Genomic DNA, 17,971 nt, shown 5'->3' with positions numbered 1-17,971 from the left:
GCCGCGACGCTCGCGTGTGCCGCTGAGCGGGAACGGGCCCGGGCGGACCCGGGCCCGTGGAGAGGGCCGACGCGTCAGCTCAGCGCCGCGCGCTCCTTCAGCGGCTCCCACCAGGCCCGGTTGTCGCGGTACCACTGGACCGTCTCGGCCAGGCCCTGTTCGAAGCTCTTGCGGGGCTGGTAGCCGAGTTCCTCGCGGATCTTCGTGCAGTCGACGGAGTAGCGGCGGTCGTGGCCCTTGCGGTCCTCGACGTACTCGACGCTGGTCTCCCAGTCGGCCCCGCACGCCGTCAGCAGCAGCCCGGTGAGCTCCTTGTTGGACAGCTCGGTGCCGCCGCCGATGTTGTAGACCTCGCCCGCACGGCCCTTGGTGCGGACCAGGTCGATGCCCTGGACGTGGTCGTCGATGTGCAGCCAGTCGCGGACGTTGCCGCCGTCGCCGTACAGCGGGACCTTCTTGCCGTCGAGGAGGTTGGTGACGAAGAGCGGGATCACCTTCTCGGGGAAATGGTGGTGCCCGTAGTTGTTGGAGCAGCGGGTGACGCGGACGTCCAGGCCGTGGGTGCGGTGGTACGACAGCGCGATCAGGTCGCTGGAGGCCTTCGCCGAGGAGTAGGGCGAGTTGGGCTCCAGGGGGTGAGTCTCGGGCCAGGAGCCCTCGTCGATCGAGCCGTAGACCTCGTCGGTGGAGATGTGCACGAAGGTCTTGATGCCGGCCCGGTGCGCCGCGTCGATGAGCGTGTGCGTGCCGACCACGTTGGTGCGGACGAACTCCGCGCCCCCGTCGATGGAGCGGTCGACGTGCGACTCGGCGGCGAAGTGCACGACCTCGTCGTGCTCGGCCATCAGCTTGCCGACCAGTTCGGGGTCGCAGATGTCACCCTGCACGAAGGCGAACCCCGGGTGGGCGCGCACCTCGTCGAGGTTGGCCGGGTTGCCCGCGTACGTCAGCTTGTCCAGGACGGTGATCGCGACATCACCGGGGCCCTCGGGGCCGAGCAGCGTACGGACGTAGTGCGATCCGATGAAACCGGCACCGCCGGTCACCAGGATCCGGGTCGGGCGGGTGGAAGGGACCGAAGGGGCCGTCATGAAGAAATCTGCACCTTGCTGTGATCACCGAGCACGAGCCGGTGGGCCTTGGGGTTACGGGGAGCGGGCGTCACCTCGACGTCACGCCCGATGAGCGAGGCCTCCACCCGGCGCACGCCGGTCACGGACGAACCGCGCAGCACGATGGAGTACTCGATTTCGCTGTCCTCGATCCGGCAGTCCTCCGAGACCGAGGTGAAGGGGCCGATGTACGCGTCGTTGACCACCGAGCCGGCACCGATGATCGCGGGTCCGACGATCCGGCTGCCGCTGACCCGGGCGCCCGCCTCGATCCGCACCCGGCCGATGATCTCGCTGCCCTCGTCCGCGGTGCCCTCGTTCAGCGGCTCCACGGTCTCCAGGACGGACCGGTTGACCTCCAGCATGTCGGTGACGTTGCCGGTGTCCTTCCAGTAACCGTGGATGGTGGTGGAGCGGACGTCGCGCCGGGTGTCGATCAGCCACTGAATGGCGTGCGTGATCTCCAGCTCGCCACGCCAGGAGGGCTCGATGGAGCGGACGGCCTCGTGGATCGCCGACGTGAACAGGTAGACGCCGACGAGCGCCAGATCGCTTTTCGGTTGCGTCGGCTTCTCCTCCAGGCCGACCACCCGGCCGTCACCGTCGAGTTCCGCGACCCCGAACGAGGTGGGGTTGGGCACCTTGGTCAGCAGGATCTGCGCCTCGGGCCGCTCGGCCCGGAACTCGTCCACCAGCCCGGTGATGCCACCGACGATGAAGTTGTCGCCGAGGTACATGACGAAGTCGTCCTCGCCGAGGAAGTCCTGCGCGATGAGTACGGCGTGAGCGAGGCCCAGTGGTGCTTCCTGCGGGATGTAGGTGACCTTGATCCCGAAGAGGGAGCCGTCGCCGACCGCCTCACGGATCTCGTCCGCGGTGTCGCCGACGACGATGCCGACCTCACTGATCCCCGCTTCGGCGATCGCTTCGAGGCCGTAGAAGAGAACGGGTTTGTTGGCGACCGGCACCAGTTGTTTGGCCGAGGTGTGGGTGATCGGACGGAGGCGGGTGCCCGCTCCCCCGGAGAGCACGAGAGCCTTCACGTATTGCGCCCCAATACTGTGGCTATACAGGGATTGGAAATCCCAGCTTGTCTTAATTTAACGGCAATCTTGGACCACATCATAACCACGACGGGTTCATGGGTTCACCTTTCATTCATACATTCGGGTGTTGGTTTGATCGCTCGAGAACCGGAATAACGCAATCCGCCCCCGGTCATGGGACCGGGGGCGGATCACATTCTTCTTACGGCCTTCTTACGGCCAGGCGTCAGACCTCGTCGGCAGCGCTCGACACGGACGGGGCCGACTGCTGCTCGGCCGCCACGGTCTTCTTCGACGTCGCCTTCTTCGCGGCCGTCTTGGCGGTGGTGGTCTTCGCCGCCTTCTTGGCCGTCGTCTTCTTGGCGACCGTCTTCTTGGCCGCGGTCTTCTTGGTGGCGGCCTTCTTCGCCGTGGCCTTCTTGGCCGTCTTACGGGCCGTCTTCTTGGCCGGTACGGCTTCCTCGGCAGCGGCTTCCTCGACGCTGCCCTGCGCCTCCGCTTCCGCACCGGCGTCGGTGCCGGTCTCCGCGGCTGCCGGGACGACCACCACGGCCGCCTCGTCGGACGCGGTGGGCGCGGTGGCCTTGCGTACGGCGCGGCGTCGCGGCCGGGCCGGGGCGCCGCTCTCGGCGGGCGCCTCGGCCGCCGCCTCGGACTGCTCGGCGGGCTCGGCGACCGGCTCCTGCGCCTGCGGCGCGGCGACCGGCGCGGTCTCGGCGACCGTCACCACGGCCGCCTCGGCCCCCGCGGGGGAACCGGCCGGCGCGGACACCTTGCGGGTGGCGCGGCGACGGGTACGGCCCTTGGGCGCGGCCTCCTCGGCGGCCGGCGCCTCGACCGGAGCCTCGACGACCGGGTCCTCAGCGGCCGCGGGCACGGCCTGCGCGACGGCGGCCTCCTGCGGCCGCACCGGACGCTCGGCCTCTTCCTCGGCCGTCACGTCCTGAGCCGTCGGAACCTCGGCCCGCACGTCGGCCCTGGCCTCGGCCCGCCGGTCCGCGCGCCGGTCGTCCCGCTTCTCACCGCGCGTCTCGTCACGGTGGTCGCCGCGGTTCTCGCCGCGCTTGTCGTCGCGGTTCGGCGCGCCCGCCGGAGCCGACGCCCGTCGGCTCGCCCGGCGCCGCGTACGGCCCCGGCCGGCCGCGGCCTCCGCCTCGGCGACGCTGCTGTACAGCTCCTCGTCCGGCACGAACTCGGGCTCGGCCAGCGCCACCGGCTCGGCGACCTCCGCGGCCACCTCGGCCTCGGTCTCGCTGTCCTCCAGGACCTCGGCCGTGTCCACGGCCGCGTCGTGCTCGTGGGTGTGCCCGTCACCGCCGCGCCCGCGCTTGCGGCGCTTGCCGCCGCCACCGGCGGAGCTCGGCTGCTCCATGTGCACGATGACACCGCGGCCGTTGCAGTGGACGCAGGTCTCGGAAAACGACTCCAGCAGCCCCTGGCCGACCCGCTTGCGGGTCATCTGCACGAGCCCCAGCGAGGTCACCTCGGCGACCTGGTGCTTCGTACGGTCCCGGCCCAGGCACTCAAGCAGGCGCCGCAGCACCAGGTCCCGGTTGGACTCCAGGACCATGTCGATGAAGTCGATGACGATGATGCCGCCGAGGTCGCGCAGCCTGAGCTGACGCACGATCTCCTCGGCCGCCTCCAGGTTGTTCCTGGTGACCGTCTCCTCGAGGTTGCCGCCCTGCCCGGTGAACTTGCCGGTGTTGACGTCGACGACGATCATCGCCTCGGTCCGGTCGATCACCAGCGAACCGCCGCTGGGCAGGTAGACCTTGCGGTCCAGCGCCTTGGCGAGCTGCTCGTCGATCCGGTAGGTGGCGAAGACGTCGACCTCGGAGGTCCAGCGGGACAGCCGGTCCGCCAGGTCCGGCGCGACGTGCGAGACGTACCCGTGGATGGTCGACCAGGCCTCGTCGCCGCTGACGATGACCTTGGTGAAGTCCTCGTTGAAGATGTCCCGGACGACCCGGACGGTCATGTCCGGCTCGCCGTACAGCAGCGTCGGCGCGTTGCCGCCGTTCTTGGCCTTCTTCTGGATGTCCTCCCACTGCCCCTGCAGCCGCTCGACATCGCGGCGCAGCTCGTCCTCGCTCGCGCCCTCGGCGGCGGTGCGCACGATGACGCCCGCGTCCTCGGGGACGATCTTCTTGAGGATGGTCTTCAGCCGGGCCCGCTCGGTGTCGGGCAGCTTGCGGCTGATGCCGGTCATCGAGCCCTCGGGCACATACACGAGGTAGCGGCCCGGCAGGGAGACCTGGCTGGTCAGACGGGCGCCCTTGTGCCCGATCGGGTCCTTCGTCACCTGGACGAGCACGGACTGACCGGACTTGAGGGCGGCCTCGATACGGCGCGGCCCGTTGGCCATGCCGAGCGCCTCGAAGTTGACCTCACCGGCGTACAGCACCGCGTTGCGGCCCTTGCCGATGTCGATGAAGGCGGCCTCCATCGACGGCAGCACGTTCTGGACCTTGCCCAGGTAGACGTTGCCGACGTACGAGGTGGCCTGCTCCTTGTTGACGTAGTGCTCGACGAGCACGTTGTCTTCCAGGACGCCGATCTGCGTGCGCTCACCGCTCTGCCGGACGACCATCACCCGCTCGACGGCCTCACGGCGGGCCAGGAACTCGGCCTCGGTGATGATCGGGACGCGGCGGCGGCCCTGCTCACGGCCTTCCCGGCGGCGCTGCTTCTTCGCCTCCAGACGGGTCGAGCCCTTGATGGACTGCACCTCGTCGGACGGCTCGGAGGGCTTGCGCGGCTCACGGACCTTGACGACCGTGCGCTCCGGGTCGCCGTCGCCCGGCTCGACGTCGGTGGAGGAGTCACCGGCACGCCGACGGCGACGCCTGCGACGGCGGCTGCTGCTGGAGCCACCGCCCGAGTCCTCGCGGTCCTCGGCGTCCTCGTCGTCGTCCTCGGCCTGCTCGGCGGTGTCCTCGGTGTCCTGTGCGGACTGCTCGCCGGCCTGGTCGTCCGCGTCGGAGTCCTGGCCCTCGCCGGACTCGGCGTCGGCGGAGTCACCCCGACGGCGACGGCGGCCACCCCGGCGGCGACGGCGGCGCGAGCCGGTCTCCTCGCCGTCGTCCCCGTCGACGCCGTCCTCGGCGGACTCCTCGGGCTCGTCCGGCTCCTCCTCCACGGCGGAGTCGGTGGCGGTCCGGTCCTCGGACTCCGACGCGGAGCCGGAGCCCCGGCGGCGACGCCGACGCCGCCCCCCGCTCTGCTCCTCGGTGGACTCGTCGGCGGGCTGCTCGGTGTACTGCTCGCTCTCCTCGGCCGCGTCGGTCTCCACCACGGCGGCCGCTTCGGCGGCGGCCCGCTGCGGGGTCTGGAACTGCGGCTCGGTGAACACGGGCGCCTGGAACACGGCGACGGCCGGGCGCTTGGGTCGACGCGGAGAGTCGTCCTCGGCGTTCTCGGCGGTCCTGCCCGCGGCGGACTGGGCGGGCGCGGCGAACCCGGTCGCGGCCTTGCGGACAGCGCGACGGCGACGACGCGGCGCGGCGTCCTCGACGGGTGCCTCGTCGGCGGCGGGAGCCTGGCTCGCCTCGGCCAGCCCGCTCTCGACGGCGGCGGTCTCCGGCTCGGGCGCGGCGGCACTCGCCGCGGCCGGCTCGGCCTCGGCGCTCTCGGGCGCGGACACCTTGCGGGTGGCCCGCCGACGGGAACGACGCGGAGCGGCCTCCTCGGCCTCGGCGGCGGTGTCGCCGTCCGTCGTCTCCGTGGTCTCTGTCGCCTCCGTCACGTCCGAGAGGTTCACCGGTTCCCCGGCGCTCTCGGCGGTCTCGACGGCCTGCGCCACCTCGGTACTCCCGGCACTGTCGGCGGTCTCGGCCGCCTTCGGCGCCCCGGCGGGCGCGGAAGCCCGACGTGTGGCCCGTCGGCGCGTACGCCCGGCCGGCGCGGCCTCCTCTGCCACGGGCTCCTGGACGACGGTCTCCTCGGCCACGTCCGACGGCGCGGTGTCCTCGGTCACAGCCTCAGTGGCGACCGGCGCCGCCTCGGGCGCGGACACCCGGCGGGTGGCCCGCCGACGGGAACGACGCGGAGCGGCCTCCTCGGCCTCGGCGGCAACCGGGCTCTCCTGCACCGTGTCCTCGGCGGACCCGGCGGTCGCGGGCTGCTCGGCGGTCACGGGTACGACGGTCTCGGCGGCCTCCGCGGACGCGGGCGCCCCGGCGGGCGCCGAGGCCCGGCGCGTGGCACGCCTGCGTGTCCGGGCGGGCGCGGCCTCGGCGGTGCCACCGGCCTCGTCAGCCTCCGTGACGTCAGCCACAGCCGCTGTCTCCTCGGCCTCTGCCGCCTCGGCACCCTCGATGCCCTCGGCGGTCTTCTCGTCCTCGTCGGCCACGAGGTCCTCGGCCTGCGCGGCCGGTACGGCCGGCGCGACGGTCTCCACCGTCGTCTCGGCGGCGCCGACCGGCGGGCCCGCCGGTCGGGAAGCGGCCCGGCGCCGACGACGCGGCGGCAGGGTGTCGCTGGGGGTGTTGGGTTCGGAACCCTCGGTGGGTTCGGTCGGTTCGAGCATGCGGGCTGGTCTCCCGTCAGGCTCCCGGGCGCCGCGCTGGTCCGGCGTCGATCGTGCCGATCGCCGTTGACGTCCGCGGCTCGCGCGATGCGCGGTGCCGCCGTCCGGGGCGCGGGCGCCGCACGGGAGCTCTCTGTGTCCTGTCTCACCGGTTCCGTACGCCGATTGCGTACGGCCTGGCGAAAGTCTTGTGGTCGGTGCGCTGCCCGACCCAGGTGGCTCCCGAGTCCGAGGGCGACGCTACGACGACCGTCCCTACGCGGAACCTTCCTTACGCCGGCGCCGTCGCGGCGGCAGCGGGGGCGGCCGTGGATGGGGCCGTCACTGCCTCGCGGTCAGGCGCGAGCGGGTCGGTCACCGTGCCGGTCTCTTCATCGAACAGCCCCTGCGCCAGCCTGGTCACCGCTGCGGGGACCGGCGGCGCCAGGTCGGCCACGGCGCGAAGACCGGACAGGACGTCGTCGGGTCGTACGGCAGGCGTCACGTGCCGAACAACCAGCCGCAGTATCGCACAGGGCTGGTCGGTAGGCCTATCAGCCTGGGAACTGTGTGTTTCGAGCTGGACCACCGCCGCGCGCGCGTCGAAGGTCCGGACGCCGTTCTTGGTCTTGCGCTGGACCTCGACCGCCTCGGCGGCGTTGAAGTCCGTCACCGCACGCTCGGCCTCGGCCGGGTCCACTCCGTCCAGTCGCAGCTCCCATACGGAAGCCGTGAGCCGGTCGGCGAGTCCCGAGGTCCGGGCCTCGACGGCGTCGATGACATCGAGGCCGGTCGGCATCGACTCGTCGAGCAGAGCTCTGAGTCGCTCCGGGTCACGCGCCTCGGTGAGCGCGATCTCCAGATACTCCGCCTCACTGCCCGTGCCGGTGGGTGCGGCATTGGCGTACGACACCTTCGGATGCGGCGTGAACCCCGCCGAGTACGCCATCGGCACCTCGGCACGGCGCAACGCACGCTCGAAAGCGCGCTGGAAGTCACGGTGGCTGGTGAACCGGAGGCGGCCGCGCTTGGTGTAGCGCAGTCGGATGCGCTGCACCGCGGGTGCGGGCGGCGGGCCTTCGGGCTGTCGCTTGCCCAGTGTCGTTCAGTCCTTCGTGAGAGCGGTCGTACTACTACCAAGAGTACGTGTATCGGCGCCCGTCGGTTCCCGCCGGTCCACCTTCTGTGACTGCCCCGGCTCGCCGAAGAGCATGCGCCGGACGTCGGCGCGGGCCTGTCGTACGGACTCCCGGGCCGCGGCGAGAGCCTGCCGGGTGGCCCGTCCGACGCTGCGGGCGGCCTCGGCTGCGGGCCGCAGGACGAGGTCCCGGACCACGTGTCCGACCGGGGTGAGGACCGTCCGGTACACCCAGCGCACCGGCTCCACGAAGATCCACCGGAGGAGCGTCCCGAGGAACCGGCCGACGGCGAGCGAGATGTGCCCCGCGATCCGCCAGGCGTGCCCCAGGGCGTGGGCCACCTCCCTCCCCACCACGGCGAGCACCCGGCCCACCGGGACCAGGATCCAGCGCCACAGGGCGAGGGCGGGCAGTACGAACAGCACCCGGCCCACCCAGTAGAGAGCCGTCCCCACCCCTGTGACGATCATGCCCAGGGTCCACACCAGTCCCCGCGCACACCAGGCGATCGCATGCCCGACCGGCGTGAGGACCCACGTGTACAGCCACCCGACGGGGACGACGACGAGGTGGCGCACCAGCCAGGCCAGCACACCGAAGATCCCGAGCCCCAGGGCGGCGAGCACCGCGCCGAGCCCCCGCAGCACCCACCTGACGGCGTGCCCCACCGGAGTGAGCAGGCGCGCGTACACCCACGCCAACCCGGCGCCGATGCCTCGCGCGACCCATGCCAGCCCGGCGCCAATCCCCCGCGCGACCCATGCCAGCCCGGCGCCGATCCCCCGCGCGACCCATGCGAGGGCGTGCCCGAGAGGCGTCAGCGCATACCGGTACAGCCACCGGAGCGGCACCACGACGAGCACGTTCCCGAGCCATCCGAGAGCGAGCCCGAGGGGCACGACGACGTACCGCCACAGACCGACGAACGGCCAGACGAACAGGGCCCTGCCGAGCCACGCCAGCGCCCGCCCGAACGGCCTGAGCACGGTGTCCCTCAGGAGGCGCCCGGCAGCGACCAGCGCGTCCCACACCATCCGCACCGGCACCACCAGCACGAGCACCACGATCCGCACAGGGATCCGAATCGCAACGGCGAGACACCCCTCGGGTGTTGCCTGCCGCTGTGGCTGAGCCGGTCGCTTCTCCAGTTCCATGACGGCGTAGACGCCTGAAGTCACCCGTCTGGATCCCGTACCCCCGCGGTCTGCCCCACTCGTTCTCGAAATCCCCACTCCGACCGACAACGGCGGGCACCGGGGCAGGCGTTCGCGTTGCGGGATGCCGCGACCGGGTGAACAGTGGATTCATGGGCCCGGCCGGCAACGGATGAAGCACCCACCACGCGAAGCGCATCTGGAACCATCATGGCCAGAACCTTTCGGCGACGCGCCTTGCACAGCGTCAACGCATCCATCCTGGCAGCGGCGCTCGCATTTCCAGCGGGTCTGACGAGTGCGGTGACAGCGCTTCAGGGCCCCGGCGCGAGCAGGGCGGACTCCCCCGCCGAGACGGCACCGCCGCCGCCTTCCCCCGCGGACACGCCTCCCTCGTCGGAGCCGAGTGGTGAGCCGACGCCCACCGACACCGGGCCCGCACCGAGTGATACCTCGTCGTCGGATCCGGGGTACCCACCGCCCTCTGACCAGTCGTCACAACCGTCGCAGCCCTCAGGTTCAGGTTCGGATTCCGGTTCCGGGGACACAGACCAAGGGACGTCGGACCCTCCCTCGGAGCAAACGGAACAGATCGACGACGTGACGGCGAGTCTGAACGCGATGAAGGACGACCTCCCCGACGAACTCTCGTCGACGGTCGACGAATTGACGGCCACCCTCGAAGCGGTCGCGGACCCGGCGACAACGCCACAGGACCGGCAGGGAGTCATCGAGAGTGCGCGGCAGTTGACCATCGCGCTGAGCACCATCGCTGACGACAGCACCCCCGGCGAACTGCGAAATCAGCTGATCAGGCTCGTGGAGCAGACGTCCGCCACCCTGCAGATGGGCAACGATCCGCAGATGCCTCCCGAGAAGCGGTCCTCGGTCATCCTGGTGGTGAAGCGGATGACGTCCGCGCTGAAACGGATCTGCGACCCCGCGACACCACCGAAGCAGGGGAACCAGCAGATCGCGACCTTCGCAAATGTGAACTTCGCGCTGAGAGAAGCTCCGGGTAAGTCGAAGGTCACTGAGCATGCCGTGTACGTGAGCACCGGGCTGGCCACGGCCGCCGGCTCGAAGACGCCCCCGAAACAGAGCAAACAGCTCACGGTGACCGCGCACCGGCACAGTCAGGCGCTCAGGAAGTTCAGCGACCCCAAGACATCAGCGGCCGGCAAGGCCCAGGCCGAGCAGGACATGGCAGATGAGGGCGCTCGCATGAGCGAGGAGCAGGAGAACACCGCGTCGGCTCAGGACGAGCAGGACGCGTCCCTCACCGAAGAGGCCACCCTGTGCGCCAACGCCGTCTTCGATTCGGTGCCGGATCACAGGCTCGCCGACGGACTGGAGAGCCTGGTTCCCGACAGTTGGGACACCGAAGGAGTCAAGGACTTCTGGAAGGCCGAGCAGGCCAAGAAGCAGGACGAATTCCTCGACGTCATCGCACAATTGCGGAACGACGAGCGCGTCCACGCCCCGGTCGAGATCGCACCGCTGATCACCGAACTCGCCGGACTCCTGCCGAGGGACAGGCTGTTCGCCACTGTCGGCAGCACATCGGCTTCCCAGTGCGAGCAGACGGCTTCCGACCTCGACCAGGACTACGACGTCGAAGTGGGGAACTGGCTCGCGGCGGCCGGCACGGAGTAGCGCGCCCCGTCGTCAGACACCGGACGCCTTAAGCAATTCCGCGAGGGACACCTCTGATCTGAGGGACACATCCGCGGCCCCGTATCTGTCCATCTCCCTCTGTTCTTCTCGCAGGAAACCCTTCCCCCCTCTGAAGTCGTACGGAGAAATGGACGACCTGGGATCGCGCACCGGAGACCAGATCGCCGTCACATAGCGCGGTCTACGCGTCAGATTGACGAGGTTGTTGTTGTGCCGCACCCGTGCGTGGTAAATGACCGTTCGACTGCATCCCTTCGCCGGGTCACAGTAGTACCGCCCAGATTCCTTCCGCCAGGAATAATGAGGAGTTTCGAACTCCTCTACATCAAGCTTTCCTCGGTCCTTCCTCATGTATGAAATCCTCAGATCGACGCTCACCGTGTCGTACCTTGCGTCCTTGGGCAGCTGGAACACATGCTTGAGCGTGTATTCCTGCCCGGCTTCGATCCGGGCGCCGGGACCATAGAAGTGTCCGCTGCTCATCAAGGTGTACCTGAGTTTCCGAACGTAGTTTTCCGCTTCCTCGCTCCGCTTCCCCACGCTGTTCTGCCACTCGAACTCCAGGTCCTTCCTGCCGGGGTACCGTTTGTACAAGGCGCCTCTGGCGCGGACCGCGTAGATGTCATTGATGATGTACACCGGAATCCCTCCGGTGTTCTTCATGTAAAGGGTCAGCGGGACCTGGACGAACGGGACCGAACGATCCAACCGCGACGTCCCGAAATCCGCTTTCAGAGTGAAGTGCATCGGCGCCGTCGCCGGTTGGTACATGGTCGAGTACACCAGGCTGATGCCGGTCAGCAGCGCGGTGACGACCACCCCGGCCGCGAACCTCTTTGGCTGCGGGACTCCCTTCCACGATCTGTTGCGTACAAGAAGACACAGCGCCCAGAAGGACCAGCACCACAGCGGCATGAACACCAGCACATAGGGCGTGAACTCCATCTCCTCGAGCCACATGAACAGCAGGAGACTGTCGGTGGCCAGTGCGATGAGCACGCCGAGCAGGACGATCGCCCCGGAGGCCTGGAACTGCCGCCTCCCCCAGTGGTCGAGAGCGGCGACGGCCGCCACGCCCTGCACCACACCCGACAGGACGAACAGAACCCCGGTGAGACGCTGCCCGAACGTCAGCGCGCCCGAGGCGTCCGGCCACCCGATCACCGCGCTGAGGGCCATGGACGCGATCAACCCGGCCATCATGAGCACCATGACCGCGCGCCTTCGCCACGCACGGTCGGGCCATGTCCCGCTGTCGCCGCCTCTCCAGCACAACGACGCCGGATCCTCCAGATCCATGTCCTGGGGCCATCCGAGGCGTCCGAGGATCTTCCGCAGCTCGTCCGACGACCAGGCGCTGCCCACCGTCTCGCCGCCCACGGTGACCCGACGCAGCCCACGGCTGTCCGGCGCCTCGACCACGACCCACGGGCGGATACTCATGGGACCAGACTCGAACCGGAAACACCCCGGTGCATGCGGGGCTACCCCGTTCGGCGGCGATCGGGCCTGTTCGAACGCGGGACGGCCAGGCAGTATTTGGGTGTCTCGTTCCCGTCGCCCAGAGGATGATCCACGCATGATTACGCTCACCAAGGAAGACGGTCCCGCGGACCTGGACGGCGTGACCCATCTGTCCATCGGGGTCTCCTGGGACCCCACCGCCGGCGCCAGCGGCGGCGTGATGGGCAAGTTCCGTCGCAAGACCGGCACCGACCTCGATCTGATCGCCATCGCCATGCACGACGGGGATCCGGTGCGCCTGGCCGGCCTCGACTCCCTCGACCCCATCGGCAACGGCTCCCTCCTGCACAGCGGCGACAACCAGACCGGCCACGGGGACGGCGACGACGAGACCGTCACGGTCGAGTTCGCGAAGATCCCACCCCACATCAACTCGATCGTGTTCGTCGCCGCCGCCTACAAGAAGGGCAGCTCCTTCCAGAAGGCACGCAACATCAGCTTCAAGGTGTACGACGCGACGGGCGGCAGCACCCAGCAGGTCGCCGACATCTGGCCCAGCATGCTCACCACGGACAACGGCTGCGCCGTAGCCAAGGCGGTCCGCTCCGGCAACACCTGGAAGCTCGAAGTCATCAACGTCACCGGCAAGATCAAACAGGGCGACGAGCTCGCCCTGATGCGCTTCGCCGTGAGCAAGTAGCAGCGGGCGCCCGCGCCACCGAGAAGCAGCCGTGACGAAAAGTGCGGTCCAGCCTGGGGCTGGACCGCACACACCGCAGCCGAGCGGGAGCGGGACACGTCACCCCGGCTGTGGTGGCGCCTTGGCGGTGCGCTTGGCGAGCAGTCCCGTCAGCAGCATGACGGCCAGACCGATCCCCACCCCGCACAGCGTCCACAGCACCCGGTAGCCCTCGGCCGCGTTGTCGGAGGGCTGCGGCAGGTCCACCAGGACGAGGACGCCGGCGGCGATGGCGGCGCTGTAGATCGCGTAGTTCCAGAAGCGGATCCCCGCCCCGTGCATCAGCAGGACGAGCGCGACCACCTCGAGCCCGCGCTCCACCGCGAACAGCCTGAGACCGTTCTCGCTCGCAGGCACCCACAGCAGCAACGCGGCCACGACGGCACCGATCAACGCACCGGCAAGGCGCTGCGCGCTGGCGAGCGCGGCCTGCTCCAGGCTCGGCTTCATCGCGATCATGGCCGCGATCGGCATCCAGTATCCGTGCGACAGGTCCAGTCCGAAGGCCAGCGCGACCGTGCCGGCGATCACCACGGCGCGGATCACCGCGAACAGGATCAGCGGACGGGTCAGCTTCCTTCGCGAAGTGTCACCCGGGAGTTCCGAGAAGGGCTGGCCCTGGTCCGTACGCCCGAGGACGAGCCACCAGAGGAACGTCACCGCGATCCACAGCGCCGCCCCTCCGGTCCAGGAGAGGACCTGAGCCCAGACGTAACTGGTGAGGTGGCCCCCTTTGTGGAGGCTGGACTCGAATCCGACGGCGCCGATGAACCAGACGTTGAGAATCAGGGCGTTGACGAATCTGTGTACCCCGAACGCGGCCGCCAGCCCCGCCGCCAGCGTGACCATGAAGCACGCGAGCACCAGCCACCCCCAGGCGTCCGACCCGATACCGAAGGCCAGCGCGGTCAACCCGGCGCCGATCAGCGCGAGGAGGGAGACATCGAAGGCGCGGTGTCCATAGCTGCCTCCGGGGTCACTCAACGCCGCGAACAGCAGGCCGAACAAAGCGCTGAGCAGGTACACCTCATGCCCGATCGCCCAGAAGACGAACATCGGCACCAGCGCGGCGTCCAGGACCGCCACGGCTCGCGGCCAGTTCAACCCCGCGGGGTTGAGCTCGAACACCTTCGAAGCCCAGGTCATGGCCTTGCTCCGGCGAACGGACTGTCCTTCTCGTTCGGATGCGTCAGCCATGTCCGCCCTCGTTCACCCCACCACGGGGTACGCCGCTACAGGCCCGCATTGTCCGATTTTTGATCGGATCACCGCGGTGCGACCCGCCGTAGGTTCCCCGGCACAGAGCGCGGCCGGTCATGCGTCTGGCCGATCCGGCTTCCCTGATCACGACCTGGACCGCCAGACACGACCGAGCCCCCTCCGGATCACGGAGGGGGCTCAGAAGTCCGGGACGGCACCTCTCAGGCGTGCGTGTGCCCGCTGGTCGCGGCGTCCTTCTTGACCGTCAGGGGCAGCAGCTTCTTGCCCGTCGGCCCGATCTGAATGGACGTGTCCATCTGCGGACACACCCCGCAGTCGAAGCAGGGCGTCCACCGGCAGTCCTCGACCTCTGTCTCGTCGAGGGAGTCCTGCCAGTCCTCCCAGAGCCAGTCCTTGTCGAGGCCGGAGTCGAGGTGGTCCCAGGGGAGGACCTCCTCGTAGGTGCGCTCGCGGGTGGTGTACCAGTCGACGTCGACGCCGAAGGCGGGCAGGGCCTTGTCCGCGCACCGCATCCAGCGGTCGTAGGAGAAGTGCTCGCGCCAGCCGTCGAAGCGGCCGCCGTCCTCGTAGACCGCGCGGATCACGGCGCCGATGCGGCGGTCGCCCCTCGACAGCAGGCCTTCCACGATGCCGGGCTTGCCGTCGTGGTAGCGGAAGCCGATGGAGCGGCCGTACTTCTTGTCGCCGCGGATCTTGTCACGGAGCTTCTCCAGGCGGGCGTCCGTCTCCTCGGCGGAGAGCTGCGGGGCCCACTGGAAGGGGGTGTGCGGCTTGGGGACGAAGCCGCCGATCGACACCGTGCAGCGGATGTCGTTGGCGCCGGAGACCTCGCGGCCCTTCTGGATGACGTTCATCGCCATGTCGGCGATCTGGAGGACGTCCTCGTCGGTCTCGGTCGGCAGGCCGCACATGAAGTACAGCTTCACCTGGCGCCAGCCGTTGCCGTACGCCGTCGCGACGGTCCGGATGAGGTCCTCTTCCGAGACCATCTTGTTGATGACCTTGCGCATCCGCTCGGAGCCGCCCTCGGGGGCGAAGGTCAGACCGGAGCGGCGGCCGTTGCGGGTCAGCTCGTTCGCCAGGTCGACGTTGAACGCGTCCACGCGGGTCGAGGGGAGCGACAGGCCGATCTTGTCCTCGGTGTACCGGTCGGCGAGGCCCTTCGCGATGTCGCCGATCTCCGAGTGGTCCGCCGAGGACAGGGACAGCAGGCCCACCTCCTCGAAGCCCGTCGCCTTCAGGCCCTTGTCCACCATGTCGCCGATGCCGGTGATCGAGCGCTCACGGACCGGGCGAGTGATCATGCCCGCCTGGCAGAAGCGGCAGCCGCGCGTGCAGCCGCGGAAGATCTCCACCGACATGCGCTCGTGGACGGTCTCGGCGAGCGGGACCAGGGGCTGCTTCGGGTAGGGCCACTCGTCCAGGTCCATCACCGTGTGCTTGGACACGCGCCACGGGACGCCCGACTTGTTGGGGACCACGCGGGCGATACGGCCGTCCGCGAGGTACTCGACGTCGTAGAACGCCGGGATGTACACCGAGCCCGTCCGCGCGAGGCGGAAGAGGACCTCCTCGCGGCCGCCGGGGCAGCCCTCCGCCTTCCACTCGCGGATGATCCGCGTCATGTCGAGCACGGCCTGCTCGCCGTCGCCGATGATCGCCGCGTCGATGTAGTCGGCGATCGGCTCGGGGTTGAAGGCGGCGTGGCCGCCGGCCAGCACGATCGGGTCGTCGAGACCGCGGTCCTTGGACTCCAGCGGGATGCCCGCCAGGTCCAGCGCGGCCAGCATGTTGGTGTAGCCCAGCTCCGTGGAGAAGGACAGGCCGAACACGTCGAAGGCCTTCACGGGACGGTGGCTGTCGACCGTGAACTGCGGGACGCGGTGCTCCCGCATCAGCGCCTCCAGGTCCGGCCACACGCTGTAGGTGCGTTCGGCGAGGACGCCCTCCTGCTCGTTCAGGACCTCGTAGAGGATCATGACGCCCTGGTTGGGGAGCCCGACCTCGTACGCGTCCGGGTACATCAGCGCCCAGCGGACGTCGCACGACTCCCATGGTTTGACCGTGGAGTTGAGCTCTCCGCCGACATACTGGATCGGCTTCTGCACGTGCGGGAGCAGAGCTTCGAGCTGCGGGAACACCGACGCAGCGACTTCGGCAGGCATCTCGCGACCTTCGTGAGCGGGACAGGACTGACAGGGGTGACCATCCAGCCTAACGCCCCCACGGCCGCCCTCCGTACGCCCGGAAGATCACGGCCGCGTGCACCGGGAGGATCAGAGCCCGTCCGCCCCGTCCCGGATCCCCGCCCAGAACCCGGGCAGCTCGGCCTCCACCGCCACCGCACGGCTCTCCTCACGCCCGTACAGCAGCCCGTACGTGAACGCGCTCTCCCCCGCCGCGTGCGCGACCGCCGACAGCTCGCGCAAGGCCAGTCGGGCCATCACGCTGTCCTGGTGGTCGCCGAGCAGGCTCTGCAGCGACTTCATGGACTTGACCAGGCCCTTGGCCGGCGCCCCGAGGGCCGGCACGGCCGCCTCCGCCGCGTAACGGGTGCGCTTGGTCTTCTTGCGGGCCTCGTGCACGGCCACGTCCCGGTCGACACCGGGCGGCAGTTCCAGCGCCTGCCCGACGAGCGCCGAGACCTTGCCGAAGTCCTTCCGTACCGCTCGGGCGATCACCTTGCCGGGTTCCTTCCCGGCCGCGTCCAGCAGTGGCGGGTCGGCGACCAGCGCGTCCAGGGTGTCGAGGAGGGCGAGATGGCGCGCGGAGTCCAGGACGCCGATCAGCCGGGCGCGGGCACCGCCGTGGCTCTCGCTCGCCCACCTGCTCAGCCGGGTGGCGACCGGGCCCAGGACCAGGGTGTCGGGCACCTGGTCGAGAGCGGCGGTCAGGCGTTCGGTGAGCACCTCGCGGTCCCGGTCCACGCCCAACTCGCCGGCCAGCCACTTCAACTCCTCGCCGATCGGGTCGGTGACGGCCCGGTCGAGGATCCCGCCGTACGACTTGAGGGTGCCGCGCATGCGGCGGGTGGCGACGCGCATGCTGTGCACGGAGTCGGGGAGGTCCTGGCGGACGGCCGGGTCGAGCGCGACGATCGCGTCCCGCTGGGCGCGGAGGTACACGAGGACGTGGTCGCCGGCGGTCACGGGCTGCTCCTGCGCGGCCCGCGCCTTCTTCGCCGCCTTCTTGCCTGACGCCTTGGGGGCCTTGGGGGCCTCGGAGCTGGACGCCTGCGAGGCGTTGAGGGACTTGGAGGACCGGGAGGACTTGGAGGACGAGCGCTTGGAACCCGTCTCCGACAGCGCCCGGGCCAGCTTCGAGGCGGACGCGGACGGCCGTACCCCCGCCTTCCGCAACCGTTTCTCCACCTTGTCGAGGAAGGCCGGTTCGACCCCGTCGGCGAGTTCCACCTCTATCTCGGTCCACTGGGCCTCGCCGTCGCCGCCGGTCAGCCGCTGGGCGCGGACGGCGTCCACGCTGACCTCGGCCAGCAGCCGGCCCGCCGCGTCGAGCAGGTCGCGCAGGTCCCGGGCCGACCGCAGCCGAACCACGGGGACCAGCTCGGCGTCCCGGACCCGGGAGCGAATCAGCCCGGCGAGGGTGTCGGGGAGGGAGTCGGACAGCGGCGCCTGGATCTCGTCGCGTACGCCCGGGGCCACCGGGAACTTCAGATGCCAGCCCTGGTCCGCGCCTCCCGTGCGGCGGCGCAGGGTGATCGAGGACGCGGCGAGGCGTTCGTCCGCGGTGTCGTAGTAGGTGGCGTCCAGATGCGCGACACCCTTGTCGATCACGGACGCGACCCCGGCGATGCCGGTCAGGTCGGGGAGTCCGCTCTCGTCGGACTCGTACTTCCGCTCGATCTCGCGCTTGGTGTCCGCCATGGCCTGAATCTAGTGGTGGGCGGCG

The 17,971-nt window shown here is 69.9% G+C and carries 11 protein-coding genes; 2 read left to right on the top strand and 9 right to left on the bottom strand.

Translation table 11 applies throughout. The features are described from left to right. Positions 1-74 precede the first annotated feature (74 nt). The 5 genes from rfbB to ACFYRY_RS09305 form a co-directional block, all read right to left on the bottom strand. Positions 75-1,091: a dTDP-glucose 4,6-dehydratase gene (rfbB, locus tag ACFYRY_RS09325; protein ID WP_389141832.1), complete on the bottom strand. Its 1,017-nt coding sequence runs from the start codon at positions 1,089-1,091 to the stop codon at positions 75-77. After that, positions 1,088-2,155: a glucose-1-phosphate thymidylyltransferase gene (locus tag ACFYRY_RS09320; protein ID WP_389141830.1), complete on the bottom strand. Its 1,068-nt coding sequence runs from the start codon at positions 2,153-2,155 to the stop codon at positions 1,088-1,090. Before ACFYRY_RS09320 ends, rfbB begins: the two co-directional genes overlap by 4 nt. Positions 2,156-2,384: 229 nt before the next feature. Continuing rightward, complete coding sequence (locus ACFYRY_RS09315) at positions 2,385-6,689, bottom strand: ribonuclease E/G (protein ID WP_389141828.1); 4,305 nt, start codon at positions 6,687-6,689, stop codon at positions 2,385-2,387. 271 nt (positions 6,690-6,960) lie between these two features. Beyond that, positions 6,961-7,725 (bottom strand): TIGR03936 family radical SAM-associated protein, encoded by a 765-nt coding sequence (locus ACFYRY_RS09310; protein WP_389141826.1) that lies wholly within the window; start codon positions 7,723-7,725, stop codon positions 6,961-6,963. Between the two features lie 48 nt (positions 7,726-7,773). Beyond that, positions 7,774-8,961 (bottom strand): hypothetical protein, encoded by a 1,188-nt coding sequence (locus tag ACFYRY_RS09305; RefSeq protein WP_389143688.1) that lies wholly within the window; start codon positions 8,959-8,961, stop codon positions 7,774-7,776. A gap of 600 nt (positions 8,962-9,561) precedes the next feature. Between ACFYRY_RS09305 and ACFYRY_RS09300 the strand changes: the two genes are divergently transcribed. After that, complete coding sequence (locus tag ACFYRY_RS09300; protein ID WP_389141824.1) at positions 9,562-10,617, top strand: hypothetical protein; 1,056 nt, start codon at positions 9,562-9,564, stop codon at positions 10,615-10,617. 12 nt (positions 10,618-10,629) lie between these two features. Here ACFYRY_RS09300 and ACFYRY_RS09295 read toward each other — a convergent pair whose 3' ends face one another. After that, positions 10,630-12,081: a hypothetical protein gene (locus tag ACFYRY_RS09295; protein ID WP_389141822.1), complete on the bottom strand. Its 1,452-nt coding sequence runs from the start codon at positions 12,079-12,081 to the stop codon at positions 10,630-10,632. 136 nt (positions 12,082-12,217) lie between these two features. Between ACFYRY_RS09295 and ACFYRY_RS09290 the strand changes: the two genes are divergently transcribed. After that, complete coding sequence (locus ACFYRY_RS09290) at positions 12,218-12,802, top strand: TerD family protein (protein ID WP_389141820.1); 585 nt, start codon at positions 12,218-12,220, stop codon at positions 12,800-12,802. Positions 12,803-12,901: 99 nt separating this feature from the next. On the opposite strand, the gene ACFYRY_RS09285 is transcribed toward ACFYRY_RS09290, so the two are convergent. The 3 genes from ACFYRY_RS09285 to ACFYRY_RS09275 all read right to left on the bottom strand — a co-directional run bounded on the left by ACFYRY_RS09285 (position 12,902) and on the right by ACFYRY_RS09275 (position 17,946). Beyond that, entirely contained in the window at positions 12,902-13,987 is a 1,086-nt protein-coding gene (locus tag ACFYRY_RS09285; RefSeq protein WP_389141818.1) for an FUSC family protein, read from the bottom strand. A gap of 275 nt (positions 13,988-14,262) precedes the next feature. Then, positions 14,263-16,227 carry a TIGR03960 family B12-binding radical SAM protein gene (locus ACFYRY_RS09280; RefSeq protein WP_389141816.1) on the bottom strand — a complete coding sequence of 655 codons (1,965 nt, stop codon included), beginning with the start codon at positions 16,225-16,227 and terminating at the stop codon, positions 14,263-14,265. A gap of 111 nt (positions 16,228-16,338) precedes the next feature. Continuing rightward, positions 16,339-17,946 (bottom strand): CHAD domain-containing protein, encoded by a 1,608-nt coding sequence (locus tag ACFYRY_RS09275; protein WP_389141814.1) that lies wholly within the window; start codon positions 17,944-17,946, stop codon positions 16,339-16,341. Positions 17,947-17,971: the final 25 nt, after the last annotated feature.

This window comes from Streptomyces sp. NPDC005263, assembly GCF_042872365.1.
Taxonomy (GTDB): Bacteria; Actinomycetota; Actinomycetes; order Streptomycetales; family Streptomycetaceae; genus Streptomyces.
The sequence above is the reverse complement of the archived record's forward strand: the minus strand, read 5'-3'. Positions and strand labels throughout refer to the sequence as shown.

What these genes read in the sequence shown, in the direction of transcription:
- ACFYRY_RS09285 (WP_389141818.1), bottom strand. Translation starts at nt 13,987, where the DNA reads ATGACCTGGGCTTCGAAGGTGTTCGAGCTCAACCCCGCGGGGTTGAAC.
- ACFYRY_RS09280 (WP_389141816.1), bottom strand. Translation starts at nt 16,227, where the DNA reads ATGCCTGCCGAAGTCGCTGCGTCGGTGTTCCCGCAGCTCGAAGCTCTG.
- ACFYRY_RS09295 (WP_389141822.1), bottom strand. Translation starts at nt 12,081, where the DNA reads ATGAGTATCCGCCCGTGGGTCGTGGTCGAGGCGCCGGACAGCCGTGGG.
- ACFYRY_RS09315 (WP_389141828.1), bottom strand. Translation starts at nt 6,689, where the DNA reads ATGCTCGAACCGACCGAACCCACCGAGGGTTCCGAACCCAACACCCCC.
- ACFYRY_RS09275 (WP_389141814.1), bottom strand. Translation starts at nt 17,946, where the DNA reads ATGGCGGACACCAAGCGCGAGATCGAGCGGAAGTACGAGTCCGACGAG.
- rfbB (WP_389141832.1), bottom strand. Translation starts at nt 1,091, where the DNA reads ATGACGGCCCCTTCGGTCCCTTCCACCCGCCCGACCCGGATCCTGGTG.
- ACFYRY_RS09290 (WP_389141820.1), top strand. Translation starts at nt 12,218, where the DNA reads ATGATTACGCTCACCAAGGAAGACGGTCCCGCGGACCTGGACGGCGTG.
- ACFYRY_RS09305 (WP_389143688.1), bottom strand. Translation starts at nt 8,961, where the DNA reads ATGGAACTGGAGAAGCGACCGGCTCAGCCACAGCGGCAGGCAACACCC.